This window comes from Rickettsia sp. TH2014 (assembly GCF_019249195.1).
Lineage (GTDB): Bacteria > Pseudomonadota > Alphaproteobacteria > Rickettsiales > Rickettsiaceae > Rickettsia > Rickettsia felis.
The window spans coordinates 1-15,604 of the sequence record NZ_MXAX01000300.1; the positions used below are offsets into that span (position 1 = coordinate 1).

The window sequence follows — 15,604 nt, forward strand, 5'->3', positions numbered from 1 at the left end:
AATCTCCACGCAACAACGCCTCCTCGCAATAACGATTATGCAACAATTTTTCCTAGCAATGACGGATAAATAATAACAAAAATAGGTACTAAATAAATAATGTTTGTAGATAAAACTTTAATGATTACAGGAGGCACCGGTTCGTTTGGTAATGCGGTGCTTTCTCGTTTTCTTAAATCCGATATTATCAATGATATTAAAGAAATTAGAATTTTTAGTAGAGATGAAAAAAAGCAAGAGGATATGCGTATTGCTTTAAATAACTCAAAACTTAAATTCTATATCGGGGATGTACGTAATTATAAAAGTATTGATGAGGCGATGCACGGCGTTGATTATGTATTTCATGCCGCCGCTTTAAAGCAAGTTCCGACTTGTGAGTTTTATCCTATGGAAGCAATCAATACTAATGTCTTAGGTGCTGAAAATGTTTTAAGTGCTGCTATTAATAACAAAGTTACAAAAGTTATTGTACTGAGTACCGATAAGGCTGTATATCCAATTAATGCAATGGGATTATCTAAAGCATTAATGGAAAAGCTAGCAATAGCAAAAGCACGTATGCGTTCTCCAGGTGAGACTGTGCTTTGCGTCACTAGATACGGTAACGTTATGGCATCTCGTGGTTCGGTAATTCCTCTTTTTATCAATCAAATAAAACAAGGTAAGGAATTAACCATTACAGAACCGTCAATGACACGTTTTTTAATGTCGCTTGTAGATTCCGTAGATTTAGTTTTATATGCGTTTGAGCATGGGCGTCAAGGAGATATTTTTGTACAAAAATCTCCGTCAAGTACAATTGAAGTACTTGCAAAAGCGTTACAAGATATATTCGATAGCAAAAATGAAATACGTTTTATCGGTACACGTCACGGCGAAAAACATTACGAATCGCTAGTATCATCTGAAGAAATGGCAAAAGCTGATGATTTAAGGGATTATTATCGTATTCCTATGGACGGGCGTGATCTTAATTATGCAAAATATTTTGTTGAAGGTGAAAAGAAAGTAGCTCTTTTAGAGGATTACACTTCCCATAATACAAAACGTTTAAATTTAGAAGAAGTAAAAGAGTTATTATTGACGCTTGATTACGTACAAGAGGAGCTAAAAAATGCTTAAAGTAATGACGATTGTCGGTACTCGTCCTGAACTCATTAAACTATGCTGCGTGATTTCCGAGTTTGATAAATATACTAATCACCTCCTAGTTCATACCGGTCAAAATTATGCCTATGAGTTAAATCAAGTTTTTTTTGATGATATGGGAATTAGAAAACCTGATTATTTCTTAGAAGTAGCGGCAGATAATACGGCAAAATCCATCGGGCTTATTATCGAAAAAGTAGACGAGGTACTTGAGAAAGAAAAACCCGACGCTGTTTTATTTTACGGTGATACTAATTCATGTCTATCGGCGATTGTCGCTAAACGCCGTAAAATCCCGATTTTTCATATGGAAGCAGGAAATCGTTGTTTTGATCAGCGTGTACCTGAAGAAATAAACCGTAAAATAATCGATCATATCAGTGACGTTAACATTACGTTAACCGAACATGCTAGACGTTATTTAATTGCTGAAGGCTTGCCGCCTGAGCTTATTTTTAAATCAGGCTCGCATATGCCTGAAGTCCTTGACCGTTTCATGCCTAAAATATTAAAATCGGATATTTTAGATAAATTATCATTAACCGCTAAGCAGTATTTCTTAATTAGCTCACATCGTGAGGAAAATGTCGACGTCAAAAATAATCTGAAAGAATTATTAAGTAGTTTACAAATTCTTATTAAAGAGTATAATTTCCCCGTAATCTTCTCAACACACCCAAGGACTAAAAAAAGGCTTGAGGATTTAGAGGGGTTTAAGGAGCTTGGTGATAAAATAAGGTTTTTACCAGCTTTTGGTTTTACGGATTACATCAAGCTTCAAATGAATGCGTTTTGTATTTTGTCCGACAGCGGTACTATTACTGAAGAAGCATCAATACTTAATTTACCTGCTTTAAATATTCGAGAAGCACATGAACGTCCTGAAGGTATGGATACCGGAACGCTTATTATGTCGAGCTTTAAAGCGGAGCGGGTACTACAATCGGTGAAAGCTATTACGGAAGAACACGAGAATAATAAACGCTTGCAAGATATCGTGCCGGATTATGCCGAAGCGGGTCTTGTATCAAAGAAAATATTGCGTATAGTTTTAAGTTATGTGGATTATGTTAATCGTACGGTTTGGTTTAAATGACAGAAAAGGATAAAATAGTTGAAGAATGGTATTCGGCAGATATATTTCATACTAAAATAAAAGAATTTATAAATCCTGTTTCTAGTATTATGGATATTGGATGCGGGATTCATCCGCAACAATATATAGTTCCTAATTTACTTATTTGTGTAGAACCATATCAAGAATATGCTGAAATATTAAAAAAGAATTTATCAGGAACTAATTCAATAATAATTCCTTTAGACGCAAAAGCTACTCTTACTACATTTTCCGATAAATCTATTGACTCAATATTTTTAATTGATGTTATAGAGCACATGCCTAAAGAAATCGGGAAAGAAGTATTAATTGAATGCGAACGGGTAGCTCGCAAACAAATTATAATATTTACCCCTTTGGGTTTTATGCCGCAAGAAATACATGATACTGACGGCTGGAATTTACATGGAGGAGAATGGCAAGAGCATAAATCCGGATGGCATCCTGAAGATTTTCCCGGATGGAGTATTATAGGATGTAAAGAATTACATACTCATAATGCTAAGAGTGAGCTTCTTACTACTCCTTATGGAGGATTCTATGCAATAAAAAATATAGTATATACCGAAAATTATTTTAATGACGTATATGGAGAAAATATTTTATTTAATGCTACAAATCATTTAGAAAATTTAAAAGCTATATTTCCTGATTTTAAAGAAAAAGTTATAAACAATGAAATTGTAAAAAATAGTTTAAAATGCAGTTTATGGATGTGTCAACGCACAACAGAACTATTAATTGAGAAAGGAGCGACAACCTCTTTAAAAGAAATTCTAGAAATAGTAGAGAGAGAAAAAATAAATTTTGCTATTAATACAGCTCAAGAATATTTATCTAAAATAAATAAATTTGCTTCACAATTTAAAGATATCAATAAGTTATACGAGCAAATAAATAATTTACAAGAATTATTAAAATCTACTACAGACCAACTAACAGAGCAGTTAATCATTAATACTGAAGAATTAGAAATACTTAAGGAACAGTTAGAAACCAAGGAACAAGAACTAAAAATCAGTAATGAAAACCGCTCTATTTTTATAAAGATTTACGCTAAAATGATAAGAATACTAAATAAGTTGAAAGCGATATGAGTGGGATAATATTATTATTTACAATTTTTTAGGATATAGCTTCTTTTTTAGAAAACTATTTAAAATAGAATTTTCTCATGCATTAGTATTTTCAACTTCTGGAATTTTATCAATATATTTTATAGCTTCTATATTTTATATATTGGATTTGGTGATTTATGCCTCTTTTGTCTTAGGAGTAGGATTCTTTCTTTATTGTATTTTTGATTCTTTTAGACAAAGTAAAGATATTAGAAATATAGGAGAATTATTTGGAGTTGACGTAATCATATTTATTTTAGGTATGATTGCTTATTATATATTCGTAAAAGACTATCCTAGTTATTATTTTTGGGATGAATATTCTCATTGGGGGCTTACTTTAAAAGAAACAAATATTTATCATGGTTTTAGGCTACCTAACGATCCTACATCAGTTATAAATAAGTTTAACGGTTATGCAAAACTCGCTAGTATTTTTCAATATAGTATAAATAAAATTATTGGTTTTAAAGAAAGTTTAAATGTATTTGCTAATGGCTTTCTTTATTTTATTTTTTGTTCAGTAGCATTAGTAGAAAAAAGATTGCTTTTAGGTATATTTTTATACTTAATGCTAATCTTATTTTCTATGTATGATATAATAGTAAGTATTAATTCGTTACATGTTGATGCAACTGTAGGATGTATATTTGGTGCGACTATAGCTATTTATCTTCAATCTAAAAAATATAATAACATATTATTAAGTTTAGTTCTAATATCACCTTTATTATTTATTTTACCGAATATTAAAGAGGTAGGATATTGGTTATCATATATAGCAATTTTTATAATTACCGTTGACTTGATTTTCAATAAAAAATATTCCAATTTATGGGTAATAATAATTTTATTATTACCTATTTTGAGTAATTTTATATGGTGTAATTATGTCAATAGCTTATGTATAGAAACTGTATGTGATTTTGAGTGTACTTCTTTTAAACAAGTGCCGTTTGCTTCTATTTATAATCTTTTATTAATTAATTCTGAGCAAGTAGCTATTGTAAAATTAATAATAAGTTATATGGTTCATTATGCTTCTTTTCCAGAGGTATGCTATATTTATGGTATAACGGCTATAGCAATAATTTTTATTTGGCAAAATTCTAGAGAGCAATTAAAAAATTTTTTAAGAGTTTATATTATTTTATTAATTGGATTTGTTTTGTATATTGTTTTTAGAATAGATTTATATTTAACAAAATTTATTAGTGAAAAAGCAAAAGTAGCGGCATGTTATTCTAGATATTTTAATAGTTATACTTATGTATTTTGTTTTGTAACAATAAGTTTTATTAAGAATTCATTTGATAATTCTAACTTAAATTTTAGAAGTTTAATTTGGTTTTATATTATTGCCATAATTTTAAGTGTAATGTCTTTAAAAAATATTGTACATAAATTAAAGGATGTCTCTATACTTAGCAACGTAGCCTCTGACCCAATAGTGCGTCAAAATAAAATAAAAGCTTTAATTAAAAATGGAATAAAAGATGGTTCAGAATTTAAGGAGAATAATTTTAAACTATTAGATTGTTATATTTATAATTATCTAGAGGCTCCAAATACTGATAACAACATATTGTTGAAATGCTTAGAGGATAGACAAGGTATATTTTAAAATTTAAATGAAAATATTGCAAATAAATGGCTATGAATCTCCAGGGCGTAGGTTTCATGGTTTGTCTATAACGCCGATTTTAAAAAAATACGGTATTGAATCTAAGCATTTAGTATGGACTAAAGATACTCAAGATCCTGAGGTGCTAACATTTGAAGATATAATACCTAGAAAGATAAACCAAATCCTACAATTAATAGAAAAGCAGACGTCTCTACAGTCTATATTATATCGTAATGTTCCGAAAATAATAAAAATGCCGACTTTTCAAGAGGCGGATTTAATACATCTTCATATCATACATTCTGGTTACTTTAGTATTAGTGATTTATCAATGATCACAGATTTAAAGCCAACTATATGGACTTTGCATGATCCTTGGGCAATGACTGGTCACTGTATTCATCCATTTGAATGTAAACGTTGGATGATAGGATGTGGAGAGTGTCCTGATCTTACAATTCCTTTTCCCTTAAAAAAAGATAACACAAAATTACTATTTGATTACAAACGTCAAGCTTATAAAAATGCTAAGTTTGAATTAGTCGTTGCTTCCAAATGGATGTATGACATGGTTAAATTATCTCCTTTATTTGAAGAGGTATCAGTTCATCAAATTCCTTTTGGTTTAGATTTAAAATTTTTCTCACCAGATGTTGCACCTAAAGCTCGCAAGCAATTTGGAATATCTGAAGATATGCTGGTAATATGTTTTAGGTCAGACGATAATCCTTTTAAAGGATTACAGCATATAATTCAGGCTTTAGAAAAAATTGAAACTAAACAACCGGTGTGTCTTCTGACGTTAGGTAGTAATTATAATTTATTAAAAAAGTTTGAAAATCGCTTTAAAATTATTAATCTTGGATGGATTAATAATGAAGAAACTATAAGAAACGCATTAGTAGCATCCGACATTTTTTTAATGCCATCTATTGCAGAATCATTTGGAATGATGGCAGTAGAAGCATTAGCATGCAGTAAGCCGGTAATAGTTTTTGATAAAACTGCTTTACCTGAGGTAGTTTATGCACCTGAGGTAGGTATATCTGTACCGTTAAATGATAGTGAAGCTCTATATCAAGCATTACAAAATCTTATTGATAATCCTAATGAAAGAGCTGAACGCGGTAAGAAAGGTCGTGAAATAGCTGAATTATATTATAATGAAGAAACACAAGCAAAACATTTAGCTGAATTATATAAAAATATTGTCAACAAATGAAAGTTTTACTTTTAACTGATATGCCACCTTGTCAAAATTTTACTGCCGGTTTAGTACTAAATCGTTTAGTAAAGTTTTTACCTGTTGAACAGATTGCTATTTGTTCAATTCTTAATCCAGCTTTAAATCCAATAATACCAGAGGATTTACAAGAAATTCCTCATTTAATATTACAAAAGCCTAGAGAAAGTGCATTGCGTATATTAAAGGGTCCCTTGAGCGATATATCATCTTTTACTTTTGAGTTGTTTAATGCTGCACAGGTAAAATACAATCTACTACCTAAAATTATTGAATTTGCAAAACAACAAGAAGTGACTGCATTATGGGTAGTATTAGAAGGTCAAACAATTATTCGTTTGACAAAAATACTTGCATTTAAATTAGGTTTACCTTTATTTACTCAAATATGGGATCCTTTTGAATGGTGGCTTCGGGATAATAAAATTGATGAGTTTACTCAAAAAAGGCTTTTAAAAGAATTTGATAAAGTAATTAAATATAGCACTTGTTGTGCTACTGCGTCATGGGCAATGTCTGAAAGTTATGAAGCTAAATATAATATGTCTACCATACCGGTCATTGCAGGGTTACCAAAAGAATTAGCACGCATGCCAGCTGCATCGCCTCATAATAGAAATGAATTTATAATTAGTATGGCTGGGCAGTTTTATGCTCAAGCTGAATGGTTAAGTCTTATTAATGCTCTTAATCAAGCTAACTGGATTATTGCGGGTAGGAAAATTAAAGTTCGGATAATGGGTGGAGGTTTTCAAGCATTTACACAACTACCTGCTAATTTTGAGTATTTAGGATGGTGTTCTCAAGAAGAAACTATTAATTTACTTAATGAGTCAGATCTTCTTTATATGCCTTACTGGTTTTCTGAAGAATTTCGCAAAGAGTCTAGTACGAGTTTCCCTTCAAAATTAGTTACATATTTTGCTTCCGGTAGACCGGTTTTTTGCCATGCTCCTGATTATTCTTCACCAAGCAAATATATAACAGAAAATAATGCAGGATATTTATGTAATTCTCTTGCTGCCGATAAAATAATATATGAGCTTGAAAAGGTAATAACAGATGAGGATTCTTATAAAAAATTTGCTACAAACGGTTCAAAATGTTTTTTACGAGATTTTACGTTAGAGCATATGAAAGAAACATTCCTTAAATTTTTAAATATAAACGATAATGAAAATAAATAATAGTCGTATAGTTTGGGTAGATTTAACCAAGTCTTTAGCTATTTTCATGGTAATTATAATTCATTCGATAGCTTCATTATTCTATGAATATTCCTCTTCACCTTTTTCTAAAAATTTTATACTGTCTAATTTTATAAATTCTTTTTTTAGAGTGGCTGTTCCTTTGTTTATATTATTGTCAGGTGTTTTAGTGCTTCAAAATACTATGCCGATAGAAAAATTATGGCATAAAGTAAAAAGGTTATTAATTCCATTAATATTTTGGAGCATTTTATATAAATATTGGGTTTACTATAATATCGGAAAAAAGTTTAATATTTTTTCTATATTAAATAGTATAATTCATGAACCTGCAATGTATCGTCTAGAATTTGTTTATTATATGCTTGGGGTTTGTTTACTATTTCCAATTCTTGCTTTAATTGTTAATGAAATGATTAAAGATACAAAATTTGCTTGTTATTTTTTAATATTATGGTTTGTAATTAATAGTGTTAATTCTTATTACTTTTTATCGATAACAAATTGGATGGCAATTAGTAATTTTCTCAATTATTCCGGTTATGCGGTTTTAGGTGCATATTTAATAAGAAAAAATATCGGTTTAAAATTTCCTATATATTATTGGCTAATTTTATATTTAATAGGAAGTATTATCACTTTTATTATAACTTGGAAACTAAATATAAATTCTTCTGTACCTGATGAAACTGCATATGTATATTTAACACCAAATGTTATAATCGCATCTATAGAAATATGTGTAGTATTACAAAAAGTTAATGTGCAGGTTTATTATAATAAGCTATTAAAATGTATTTCTAACAATTGTTTCTTCATATATTTTTTTCATGTTTTAGTTATAGAAAAATTAAAAGTGCAAATATTAGTAATTCCTATACTGAACCCTATATATTCTCCAATAATAGGAAGTTTAATTCTGGGCATCGCTACTTTTATAATTAGCTTGCTAATTAGTATATTAATTAGATTAATTCCTCATGCTCAAAAGTTAGTTGGATGAAACAAAATACATATTCCCCCCTAGTTTCGATTATTATTCCCGTATATAACGGTGCTAATTATATGTGTGAAGCTATAGACAGTGCCTTAGCTCAAACTTACAAAAATATTGAAATTATTGTTGTTAATGACGGTTCTAAAGACAATGGAAAAACAGAAGAAATTGCATTATCGTACGGTGATAAAATACATTATTTTTCTAAAGAGAACGGAGGTTGCGCCTCGGCGTTAAATATTGGCATAAAAAATATGCAAGGTGAGTATTTTTCATGGCTTAGTCATGATGATGTATATTATCCTAATAAAATTGAACATCAAATTAATATATTAAGTAAATTAGATAATAAAAATACTGTTGTTTATTGTGGTTATGAGTTAATTGATGAAAATTCTCGTTTACTAGGCTTTATAAGACTTGATGATAAATATCCAAAAGAAAAATTAAATATATCATTATTTCCGGTTTTGCGAGGATTAGTATACGGCTGTGCTTTATTGATACCTGCAAAATATTTTAAGAAGATAGGGGTATTTGACGAATCGCTAAAATATACTCAAGATTATAATTTATGGTTTAAACTTTTTCGTATAGCACATATTTATTTTGATTCTGAAGTTCTTGTAAAGTGTCGTCAGCATTTAGCACAAACTAGTCGTACTGAGATTAATCAATTAGAAGAATGCGAAGAATTATGGTCAGGTTTTTTAAAAGAGTTAACAGAAGAAGAAATGCTAATAATGGGAAAAGGTTCCATAGCTGCGTTTTTATTTGATACCGTAGCCTTTTTAAAAAATCATACACAATATAAAAAATCAGAAAAACTAGCTCTAGAAATGGCGAATAAGTATTTGAAAGAAACTAAAGTTAGCGTGATTATTCCTATATATAACAGGATAAATTGGACTATAGAGGCTATAGAAAGCGTACTTGCTCAAACCCACGCCAATTTTGAAGTGCTTGTAATAGATGATGGATCAACAGAGGATATATCAGAATTAACTAAAATATGTAAAAAAGATAAGAGGATAAAATATTTCCGTAAAGAAAATGAAGGACCTGCATCCGCTCGTAATTTAGGAATTAAAAAGGCTTCTGGAGAATATATTGCCTTTCTTGATTCAGATGATTTATTTATGCCAAATAAAATAGAAACTCAATTAGGATTTATGATGGAAAATAATTTTGTATTTTCTCATACTTCATATCAAAGAATAGATGAAGAAGGAAAGGATATATGTTTTGTGGATTCCGGTAATGTTAGTGGTAAAGTTTTTCCACAAATTATCCAAACCTGTACAATAACAACAACAACAGTGATGGGTAGGACTTGGTTATTTAGGCAAAACTTATTTCCTGAAAATATTAAAATTGGCGAAGATTGTTGTATTTGGATTTCTATTGCAAGTAAGAATTTAGTAGGAGGTATTAATAAGGCGTTATCTAAATTCCGCGTTAACGGTAATAATGCATTTATAAACCCTACTAAATATTCTCAAGGGTTAATAAATATTGCTGCGTACGTTGTTAATGATAATTATTTAAGTAAATATAGCTCACTAACGGCTAACTTATTATCCAAAGCCATAATTCAATTAAAGTTAATAAAAGAGAATTCTGACATTACAGAAAATGATTCTAATGGTATAATAAAAAAAATACGATCAGGCTTTTCTATTGCCCCAAGTTTGATTAGGCTAGCTATTTACTCTATAAAATATAATGGAGTAAAAGCAACGATCTCTAGAATACAGAGATGGATTAAAAATATGTATACTCGATGAACTTCAAAAATTGGTTACGTCATCCTACAAGTACTGCGGTGCTCACGTATTAAGTATACGCTCCGCTCCTCGTCTTGTGGATTCCCTGCTCTTTTTAAGTTGATCTTCGTATACCAACTTTTCATTTACTCGAAGTATATAGATAACTATTCCTCAATTATTTTAACTTTTGAGCCGTCGCCGATTTTAGTCATACCTTCGGTAACGACTAAGTCCCCTTCTTTAATATCCTTAGAGGTAATTTCAATTAAACCTCCTGTACGTGTGCCGATTTTTACATATAATTGTTTTACCGTATCACCGTCTATTTTATAAATAAAGTTACCTTGATTATTTCGTTGAATACAACTTTCAGGAACGGTCAGATTTTTGTGAGGATTAATTATAAGCGTAACATCTACGAAGCTATTATGCAGGATTTTTGTCCCCATAGGTAAAATAATTTTAGCTGTTAAAGTACCATTATCTGATAAGTAATGTGATACTGCCCCGATTGTACTTTTAATTTTTCCTGCAATTAAAACTTCAGTATCGACTCCAACTTTTCCGCTTAAAGATTCTGGCAATTCAATAAAAATACTTTGTGAGTTTTCTGTTCCGGTAATGCTAAAAAGATAGTCGCCTATTTTTACTTCATCACCGACCATAGACTTAATTACGCCTATTTTACCGGAGTAGGGTGCAGTAATTATCATGTCGTTATATGTTTTTAGAGCTTTGGAATAATTAAATTTAGCATCTTCAAGTTCGCTTTTTGACCTTTTATATTCCCCGTTGCTTACAAATTTTTTAGCAAATAAAACTTCTTTTCTATTATAATCTTCTTGTTTTGTATTTAATAAAGCTGCTGCTCTAGATTTAGTGGTTTCTGCTATGTTTTTATCTATAACTAGCAATATATCTCCTTTCTTTACTATTTCTCCTTGATGTGCTGAGACTTTTTCAACTACTCCAATGGCATTAGCATAATAATCACGGCTATTATCATTCTGACATTGCCCTACAATATTAAATATGTCGTAAAGTTCGGCAATTTGTACTTTAGTTGCTTTTACTCCTATAATTTCTTCTTCCTTTTTACTTGCCATAATAGAAAGTGAGATAAGTAAGGTAAAAAGAACAATGAGCTTTGTAGGCATAATATTATACTCTAAAGTGAATAGGTGTCATCTAGTTAGCTTGTCTGCGTTAGGTATTGCCCGCGTGGATGTATTCCACCTCTGTCATCCCGTGGCTTGACCTATAGTACCAGACAATTTTCACTTTATGTCATTCCTGCAGAAGCAGGGATCCAAAATAAAGCGAGATAAATCGAGCTTTAAAAAAGCTTTATTTGAAAAAAAATTATCTAATAAAAAAATCTTTGAAATCAAGATTTTTTTAGCATAGATCCCTGCTTTCGCAGGGATGACATAGAGAACTTTTTAAAAACTGTCCGGTACTATAGGTCAAGCCACGGGGTGACATATTGGATTTACCGCTCCACGCAACAATACCTCCAAGTTATGACAAAGTATGTTTTTTAAGTTCCTCGTCCGTTAACCATTTATATTCTTTTTCTAGAATTTCAAATCTGATTTTTTCTAATTGTTCATCAAGATCAGGTTCAGGAACGATAGCAGAACCCATAAATTCAAATCCTTGATAGTTAATTTTTAGTTTCTTACAAATTTCTTGTAATGATAGTAAATTTTCTTCTATATCATCAATAAATATTATTGATTGCGGATAATAATCTGTTTTGCGTAATACATATTCAAGTACGCTTCCTTTATCATATTCCGCAGTATAAATTATGCCATCTTTTAATGTAGGTTTACCGTAACCGATATTAAAATCCTCGATTGTTATTTCATCTTCTAAAGGTGAAAATTCTTGAAAATTTACCTTTAATTCAGTGAGTTCACGAATTCTCCATTCGATCATATCTTCAATTACGCCGAATTTACCGGTAGGAAGTTTAGTAAGCCCCATTGCCGGAATATTTTTTTCTTTAAGTAGAGTAAATATTTTTAAAATATCTAAATTAACGAATCTAGATTTTTTTCCTTTAAGAATAACGCTAAGTAATAATTCACATTTTTTTCTAGTAAGTCTTTTTTCAATGTTATTCATTAATGCTTTTCTATAATCATGTGTTAACCTAGATTCATCACTATCCATTACAATTACTTCGTCTACATCAAAAAGCACCAAGCTAGTATTATCGGCTTGTTTTACCGCTTCTATAACTTCTTTAAAATCATGAACTTTATTTATTTTACTATACATACTCTTTATTTTTTATTTATGGTTTAAAATCTAGATTGTGTTATTACCCTTGGATATTATCTATGTGAATCGTTTTATGTCATTCCTGCGTAGGCGGGAATCCAGTAAAACATATAAAAAACTTGTTTTGTATACGTTTATTTTATCAAATATGTAACTTAACTATATCAACATTAATGTTATTTTTCTGGATTCCCGCCTACGCGGGAATGATATAAAGCAAGTTGTCTAATTCATACAACAAAGTTTTAAATAACTACGGGTATCTATTATTTATTTTGTAACGTCACTTATCATTTCTTCTAAGGAATTTGTCATTACCTTTAAATCTTCTTCTCTAGATAAATTATGGTGACCGTCTTTAATTAGCTTCATTACTATTTGTTTACTTGTTATTTGTTCTAATAATTTTACTGAAACATTATAAGGCACGTCTTCATCTAACATTCCATGAATTAGATGTACCGGTATATTTATCTCAATCTGTTTCTTTGTCAATAATAAATGTTTTTTTGCATCTTCTATCAGTTTATAGCTTATAGCATATTTATGCTCACAATTTTTACCTCTTACTTCTAATATTCCCTCTTTTTGCATCTTATTTTGATCGTTTAGAGATATATTTTGCCAAATATCTTCAGTAAAATCGGAAGCGGGAGCTAAACACACAAGCCCTTTTATTTTATCAGGGAATTTTAAAGCTGCAAGAAGTGCTAACCATCCTCCCATGCTCGAACCTACTAATATTGCCTTCGTATCAATTAATTTGTCTAAAATTATTGATACTCCTTCTAACCAATCACTAATTGTTTGCTCCTCAAATCGTCCCGATGCGTTTCCATGGCCGAAATTATCAAAAACAATAAAATTATAATTGTTTTTTTTACAATAATCTATTAAATAGATAGCCTTAGTTGATTGCATACTAGACATCAAGCCGTGTAAAAAAATTACAGATGGAATATTTGTATTAATTATTCTATAATTATCATAGACAATAAATTTGTCTTGTGTTTTATTATAAAGCTTGTGCATTTTAAATAATTATTTTAATAGATTGAGATTTAATGCCTTCATTAAAGTCAAGTAAACGATACAATAAATATACTATTTTGCAAGTAGTTCCTGCTCTAGTCTCGGGAGGGGTTGAAAGAGGTACTATAGAAGTTGCAAAATATCTTAAAATTCTCGGTTATACTCCTATCATAATTTCAGCAGGTGGTACTCTAGTTCAAGAGTTAGATAAGGAAGATATATTGCATATTGAAATGAATAGTAGCAGTAAAAACCCTTTTGTATTTCTGAATAATGCAAAATTGATAGCAGAAATAATCAAAAAATATAATGTTGATATAGTTCATACAAGATCAAGGGCACCGGCATGGAGTTCATATCTAGCAACAAAATGGACGAACGCTAAATTTCTGACTACTTTTCATGGGGTTTATAATATTCCGAATAGTTTTAAAAAATATTATAATAGCATAATGCTCAAAGGCGAGAAAGTTATTGCTGTATCCAATTTTGTAAAACAACATTTGCTTGAAAACTATAAAATTGATGAAGACAAAATAGTAGTAATTGAGCGTGGAGTAAATTGTGATTATTTTGATCCGGCAAATTTAACGCCCGAAAAACTTAAAAAATGTCGTGATAAATATGATGCACCGAGTAACGTGCCGATAATATTAATGCCTTCTAGAATGACAAGCTGGAAAGGACATCTTGTTCTAGTAGAAGCATTAAGTAAGTTAAAACATAGAGATTTTTATTGTTTGATGGTTGGCGATATATCTAGACATCCCAATTTTACTAATAGAGTCAAAGAGCTTATATCTACTCTAAAGCTTCAAAATAAAATTCAAATTTTCGGTAATGATTCGGATATAATAAACCTATATGGGATTTCCGATATTATCGTTTCTGCCTCAATCGAGCCTGAAGCTTTCGGACGTACTATTATAGAAGGGCAGGCGATGGAGAAGCTTGTTATTGCAACTAATATCGGCGGGGCAGTAGAAACGATAAATAATAATATAACTGGTTTCCACGTAGAACCGAATAATGCCGAAGTGTTAGCAGAGAAAATCGATTATTGCTTCTCGATTTTAGGTACTGATACTGCTAAGAAAATCCAAGAAGCAGCAAGACATACGGTAATTAATAATTTCTCTCTTGATCTGATGCTAAGAAAAAACCTTGAAGTCTATAAAGAAATCTTAAAAAACTCCCATAATTGAACACCTAGATTTAGTATATACAGTATATAGGAGTGAATAGAATAGCTATTCTCCTAATAAGTTTATTTCAACGTACAAATCTTCAAGATTTATATACTGATTATAAAAATTATTATAATCATGAGATTTACCGTCATGATGTACTACAAGCATTAAAGTTTCTGGTAAAAATTCTTTTAAAGCTTGTTGTGCATTTTCTATAGATATTTTATCCAGATTGGCAAACACCTAGTCTAAAATTAATATTTTAGGGTTTGAAATTATAGCTTTAATGATTCCAATTTTTTTCTTTTGACCGCCGCTTGGTGCATTTATTACATCATAATTTTTATCACTTAAGTGCGTAATTAATGTAGCTAGATCCAATTTTATAAATAGTGTGTTAATTTTTTCTTCTAATGATTGTTTATTACTTTTAATGATTGATTGATCAAGACCAGAGGTTATTACTTCAAATAAAGTAGATTGAGCAGGTATGTAACTATTCTGATCAATAAATATTATTTTTGGATTTTGATAATAGGTAGGTATGGAAATTTCACCAGCACTATGGCATGAGTCAGCAATACAATTTACTAAACTCTTTAAAAAAGTGGTTTTGCCTTTTCCTGAGGAAGCTGAAAGAAGATAATGTGCTCCTAATTTTAATACTAATTTTTCAAAGCTCAAAATAGTTCTTTCTTCTATAATTAGGTTATAATCAGAAATTACAAGTTCATCATTTGTATCATTAGTAGACCATGTTATTCCTTTTTTATCTTCAGAAGAAAGTGCCTCTATTAATTTTGTAATTCTCTCTTGCGATACGGTAATCCTCCCATTTTTAATCGCAATAGAGAGTAGA

Annotated in this window: 14 protein-coding genes; 9 read left to right on the plus strand and 5 right to left on the minus strand. The window is 30.2% G+C overall.

Going from position 1 to position 15,604, the window contains the following annotated elements; translation table 11 throughout:
* The first annotated feature begins 99 nt into the window (after positions 1 to 99).
* The 8 genes from capD (at position 100) to KYQ89_RS06730 (ending at position 10,249) form a co-directional block, all read left to right on the plus strand.
* The gene (gene capD, locus KYQ89_RS06695) at positions 100 to 1,125 is read left to right on the plus strand and encodes a UDP-glucose 4-epimerase (protein WP_218460934.1); all 1,026 of its coding nucleotides are present in this window, start codon (positions 100 to 102) and stop codon (positions 1,123 to 1,125) included.
* Complete coding sequence (wecB, locus tag KYQ89_RS06700) at positions 1,118 to 2,248, plus strand: non-hydrolyzing UDP-N-acetylglucosamine 2-epimerase (RefSeq protein ID WP_218460935.1); 1,131 nt, start codon at positions 1,118 to 1,120, stop codon at positions 2,246 to 2,248. The genes capD and wecB overlap by 8 nt, the downstream gene beginning before the upstream one ends.
* Positions 2,245 to 3,366: a methyltransferase domain-containing protein gene (locus KYQ89_RS06705; protein WP_218460936.1), complete on the plus strand. Its 1,122-nt coding sequence runs from the start codon at positions 2,245 to 2,247 to the stop codon at positions 3,364 to 3,366. The genes wecB and KYQ89_RS06705 overlap by 4 nt, the downstream gene beginning before the upstream one ends.
* A gap of 148 nt (positions 3,367 to 3,514) precedes the next feature.
* Positions 3,515 to 5,011 (plus strand): hypothetical protein, encoded by a 1,497-nt coding sequence (locus tag KYQ89_RS06710; protein ID WP_218460937.1) that lies wholly within the window; start codon positions 3,515 to 3,517, stop codon positions 5,009 to 5,011.
* A 7-nt stretch (positions 5,012 to 5,018) separates the two neighbouring features.
* Complete coding sequence (locus KYQ89_RS06715; protein ID WP_218460938.1) at positions 5,019 to 6,236, plus strand: glycosyltransferase family 4 protein; 1,218 nt, start codon at positions 5,019 to 5,021, stop codon at positions 6,234 to 6,236.
* Complete coding sequence (locus tag KYQ89_RS06720; RefSeq protein WP_218460939.1) at positions 6,233 to 7,444, plus strand: glycosyltransferase; 1,212 nt, start codon at positions 6,233 to 6,235, stop codon at positions 7,442 to 7,444. The genes KYQ89_RS06715 and KYQ89_RS06720 overlap by 4 nt, the downstream gene beginning before the upstream one ends.
* Positions 7,431 to 8,468 carry an acyltransferase gene (locus KYQ89_RS06725; protein ID WP_218460940.1) on the plus strand — a complete coding sequence of 346 codons (1,038 nt, stop codon included), beginning with the start codon at positions 7,431 to 7,433 and terminating at the stop codon, positions 8,466 to 8,468. The genes KYQ89_RS06720 and KYQ89_RS06725 overlap by 14 nt, the downstream gene beginning before the upstream one ends.
* Complete coding sequence (locus KYQ89_RS06730) at positions 8,465 to 10,249, plus strand: glycosyltransferase family 2 protein (RefSeq protein ID WP_218460941.1); 1,785 nt, start codon at positions 8,465 to 8,467, stop codon at positions 10,247 to 10,249. Before KYQ89_RS06725 ends, KYQ89_RS06730 begins: the two co-directional genes overlap by 4 nt.
* A 146-nt stretch (positions 10,250 to 10,395) precedes the next feature.
* Here KYQ89_RS06730 and KYQ89_RS06735 read toward each other — a convergent pair whose 3' ends face one another.
* The 3 genes from KYQ89_RS06735 to KYQ89_RS06745 all read right to left on the minus strand — a co-directional run bounded on the left by KYQ89_RS06735 (position 10,396) and on the right by KYQ89_RS06745 (position 13,555).
* Entirely contained in the window at positions 10,396 to 11,391 is a 996-nt protein-coding gene (locus KYQ89_RS06735; protein ID WP_218460945.1) for an efflux RND transporter periplasmic adaptor subunit, read from the minus strand.
* A gap of 361 nt (positions 11,392 to 11,752) precedes the next feature.
* Positions 11,753 to 12,520 carry a DUF2608 domain-containing protein gene (locus KYQ89_RS06740; protein WP_218460942.1) on the minus strand — a complete coding sequence of 256 codons (768 nt, stop codon included), beginning with the start codon at positions 12,518 to 12,520 and terminating at the stop codon, positions 11,753 to 11,755.
* A 273-nt stretch (positions 12,521 to 12,793) separates the two neighbouring features.
* Positions 12,794 to 13,555, minus strand: coding sequence for an alpha/beta hydrolase (locus KYQ89_RS06745; protein WP_218460943.1), 762 nt, complete (start codon positions 13,553 to 13,555; stop codon positions 12,794 to 12,796).
* Between the two features lie 32 nt (positions 13,556 to 13,587).
* On the opposite strand from KYQ89_RS06745, the gene KYQ89_RS06750 reads away from it, so the two are divergent.
* Positions 13,588 to 14,760, plus strand: a complete 1,173-nt coding sequence (locus tag KYQ89_RS06750) for a glycosyltransferase family 4 protein (protein ID WP_218460944.1) — start codon at positions 13,588 to 13,590, stop codon at positions 14,758 to 14,760.
* 45 nt (positions 14,761 to 14,805) lie between these two features.
* On the opposite strand, the gene KYQ89_RS08065 is transcribed toward KYQ89_RS06750, so the two are convergent.
* Positions 14,806 to 14,988 carry an ABC transporter ATP-binding protein gene (locus KYQ89_RS08065; protein ID WP_371920425.1) on the minus strand — a complete coding sequence of 61 codons (183 nt, stop codon included), beginning with the start codon at positions 14,986 to 14,988 and terminating at the stop codon, positions 14,806 to 14,808.
* The coding region (locus KYQ89_RS06760) for an ATP-binding cassette domain-containing protein (RefSeq protein ID WP_256621578.1) at positions 14,989 to 15,604 on the minus strand (616 nt) is incomplete at its 5' end.

Bases quoted from the DNA above. Each gene is read 5' to 3' on its own strand.
- capD (WP_218460934.1), top strand. From the start codon at position 100: ATGTTTGTAGATAAAACTTTAATGATTACAGGAGGCACCGGTTCGTTT.
- wecB (WP_218460935.1), top strand. From the start codon at position 1,118: ATGCTTAAAGTAATGACGATTGTCGGTACTCGTCCTGAACTCATTAAA.
- KYQ89_RS06705 (WP_218460936.1), top strand. From the start codon at position 2,245: ATGACAGAAAAGGATAAAATAGTTGAAGAATGGTATTCGGCAGATATA.
- KYQ89_RS06715 (WP_218460938.1), top strand. From the start codon at position 5,019: ATGAAAATATTGCAAATAAATGGCTATGAATCTCCAGGGCGTAGGTTT.
- KYQ89_RS06720 (WP_218460939.1), top strand. From the start codon at position 6,233: ATGAAAGTTTTACTTTTAACTGATATGCCACCTTGTCAAAATTTTACT.
- KYQ89_RS06725 (WP_218460940.1), top strand. From the start codon at position 7,431: ATGAAAATAAATAATAGTCGTATAGTTTGGGTAGATTTAACCAAGTCT.
- KYQ89_RS06730 (WP_218460941.1), top strand. From the start codon at position 8,465: ATGAAACAAAATACATATTCCCCCCTAGTTTCGATTATTATTCCCGTA.
- KYQ89_RS06740 (WP_218460942.1), bottom strand. From the start codon at position 12,520: ATGTATAGTAAAATAAATAAAGTTCATGATTTTAAAGAAGTTATAGAA.
- KYQ89_RS06745 (WP_218460943.1), bottom strand. From the start codon at position 13,555: ATGCACAAGCTTTATAATAAAACACAAGACAAATTTATTGTCTATGAT.
- KYQ89_RS06750 (WP_218460944.1), top strand. From the start codon at position 13,588: ATGCCTTCATTAAAGTCAAGTAAACGATACAATAAATATACTATTTTG.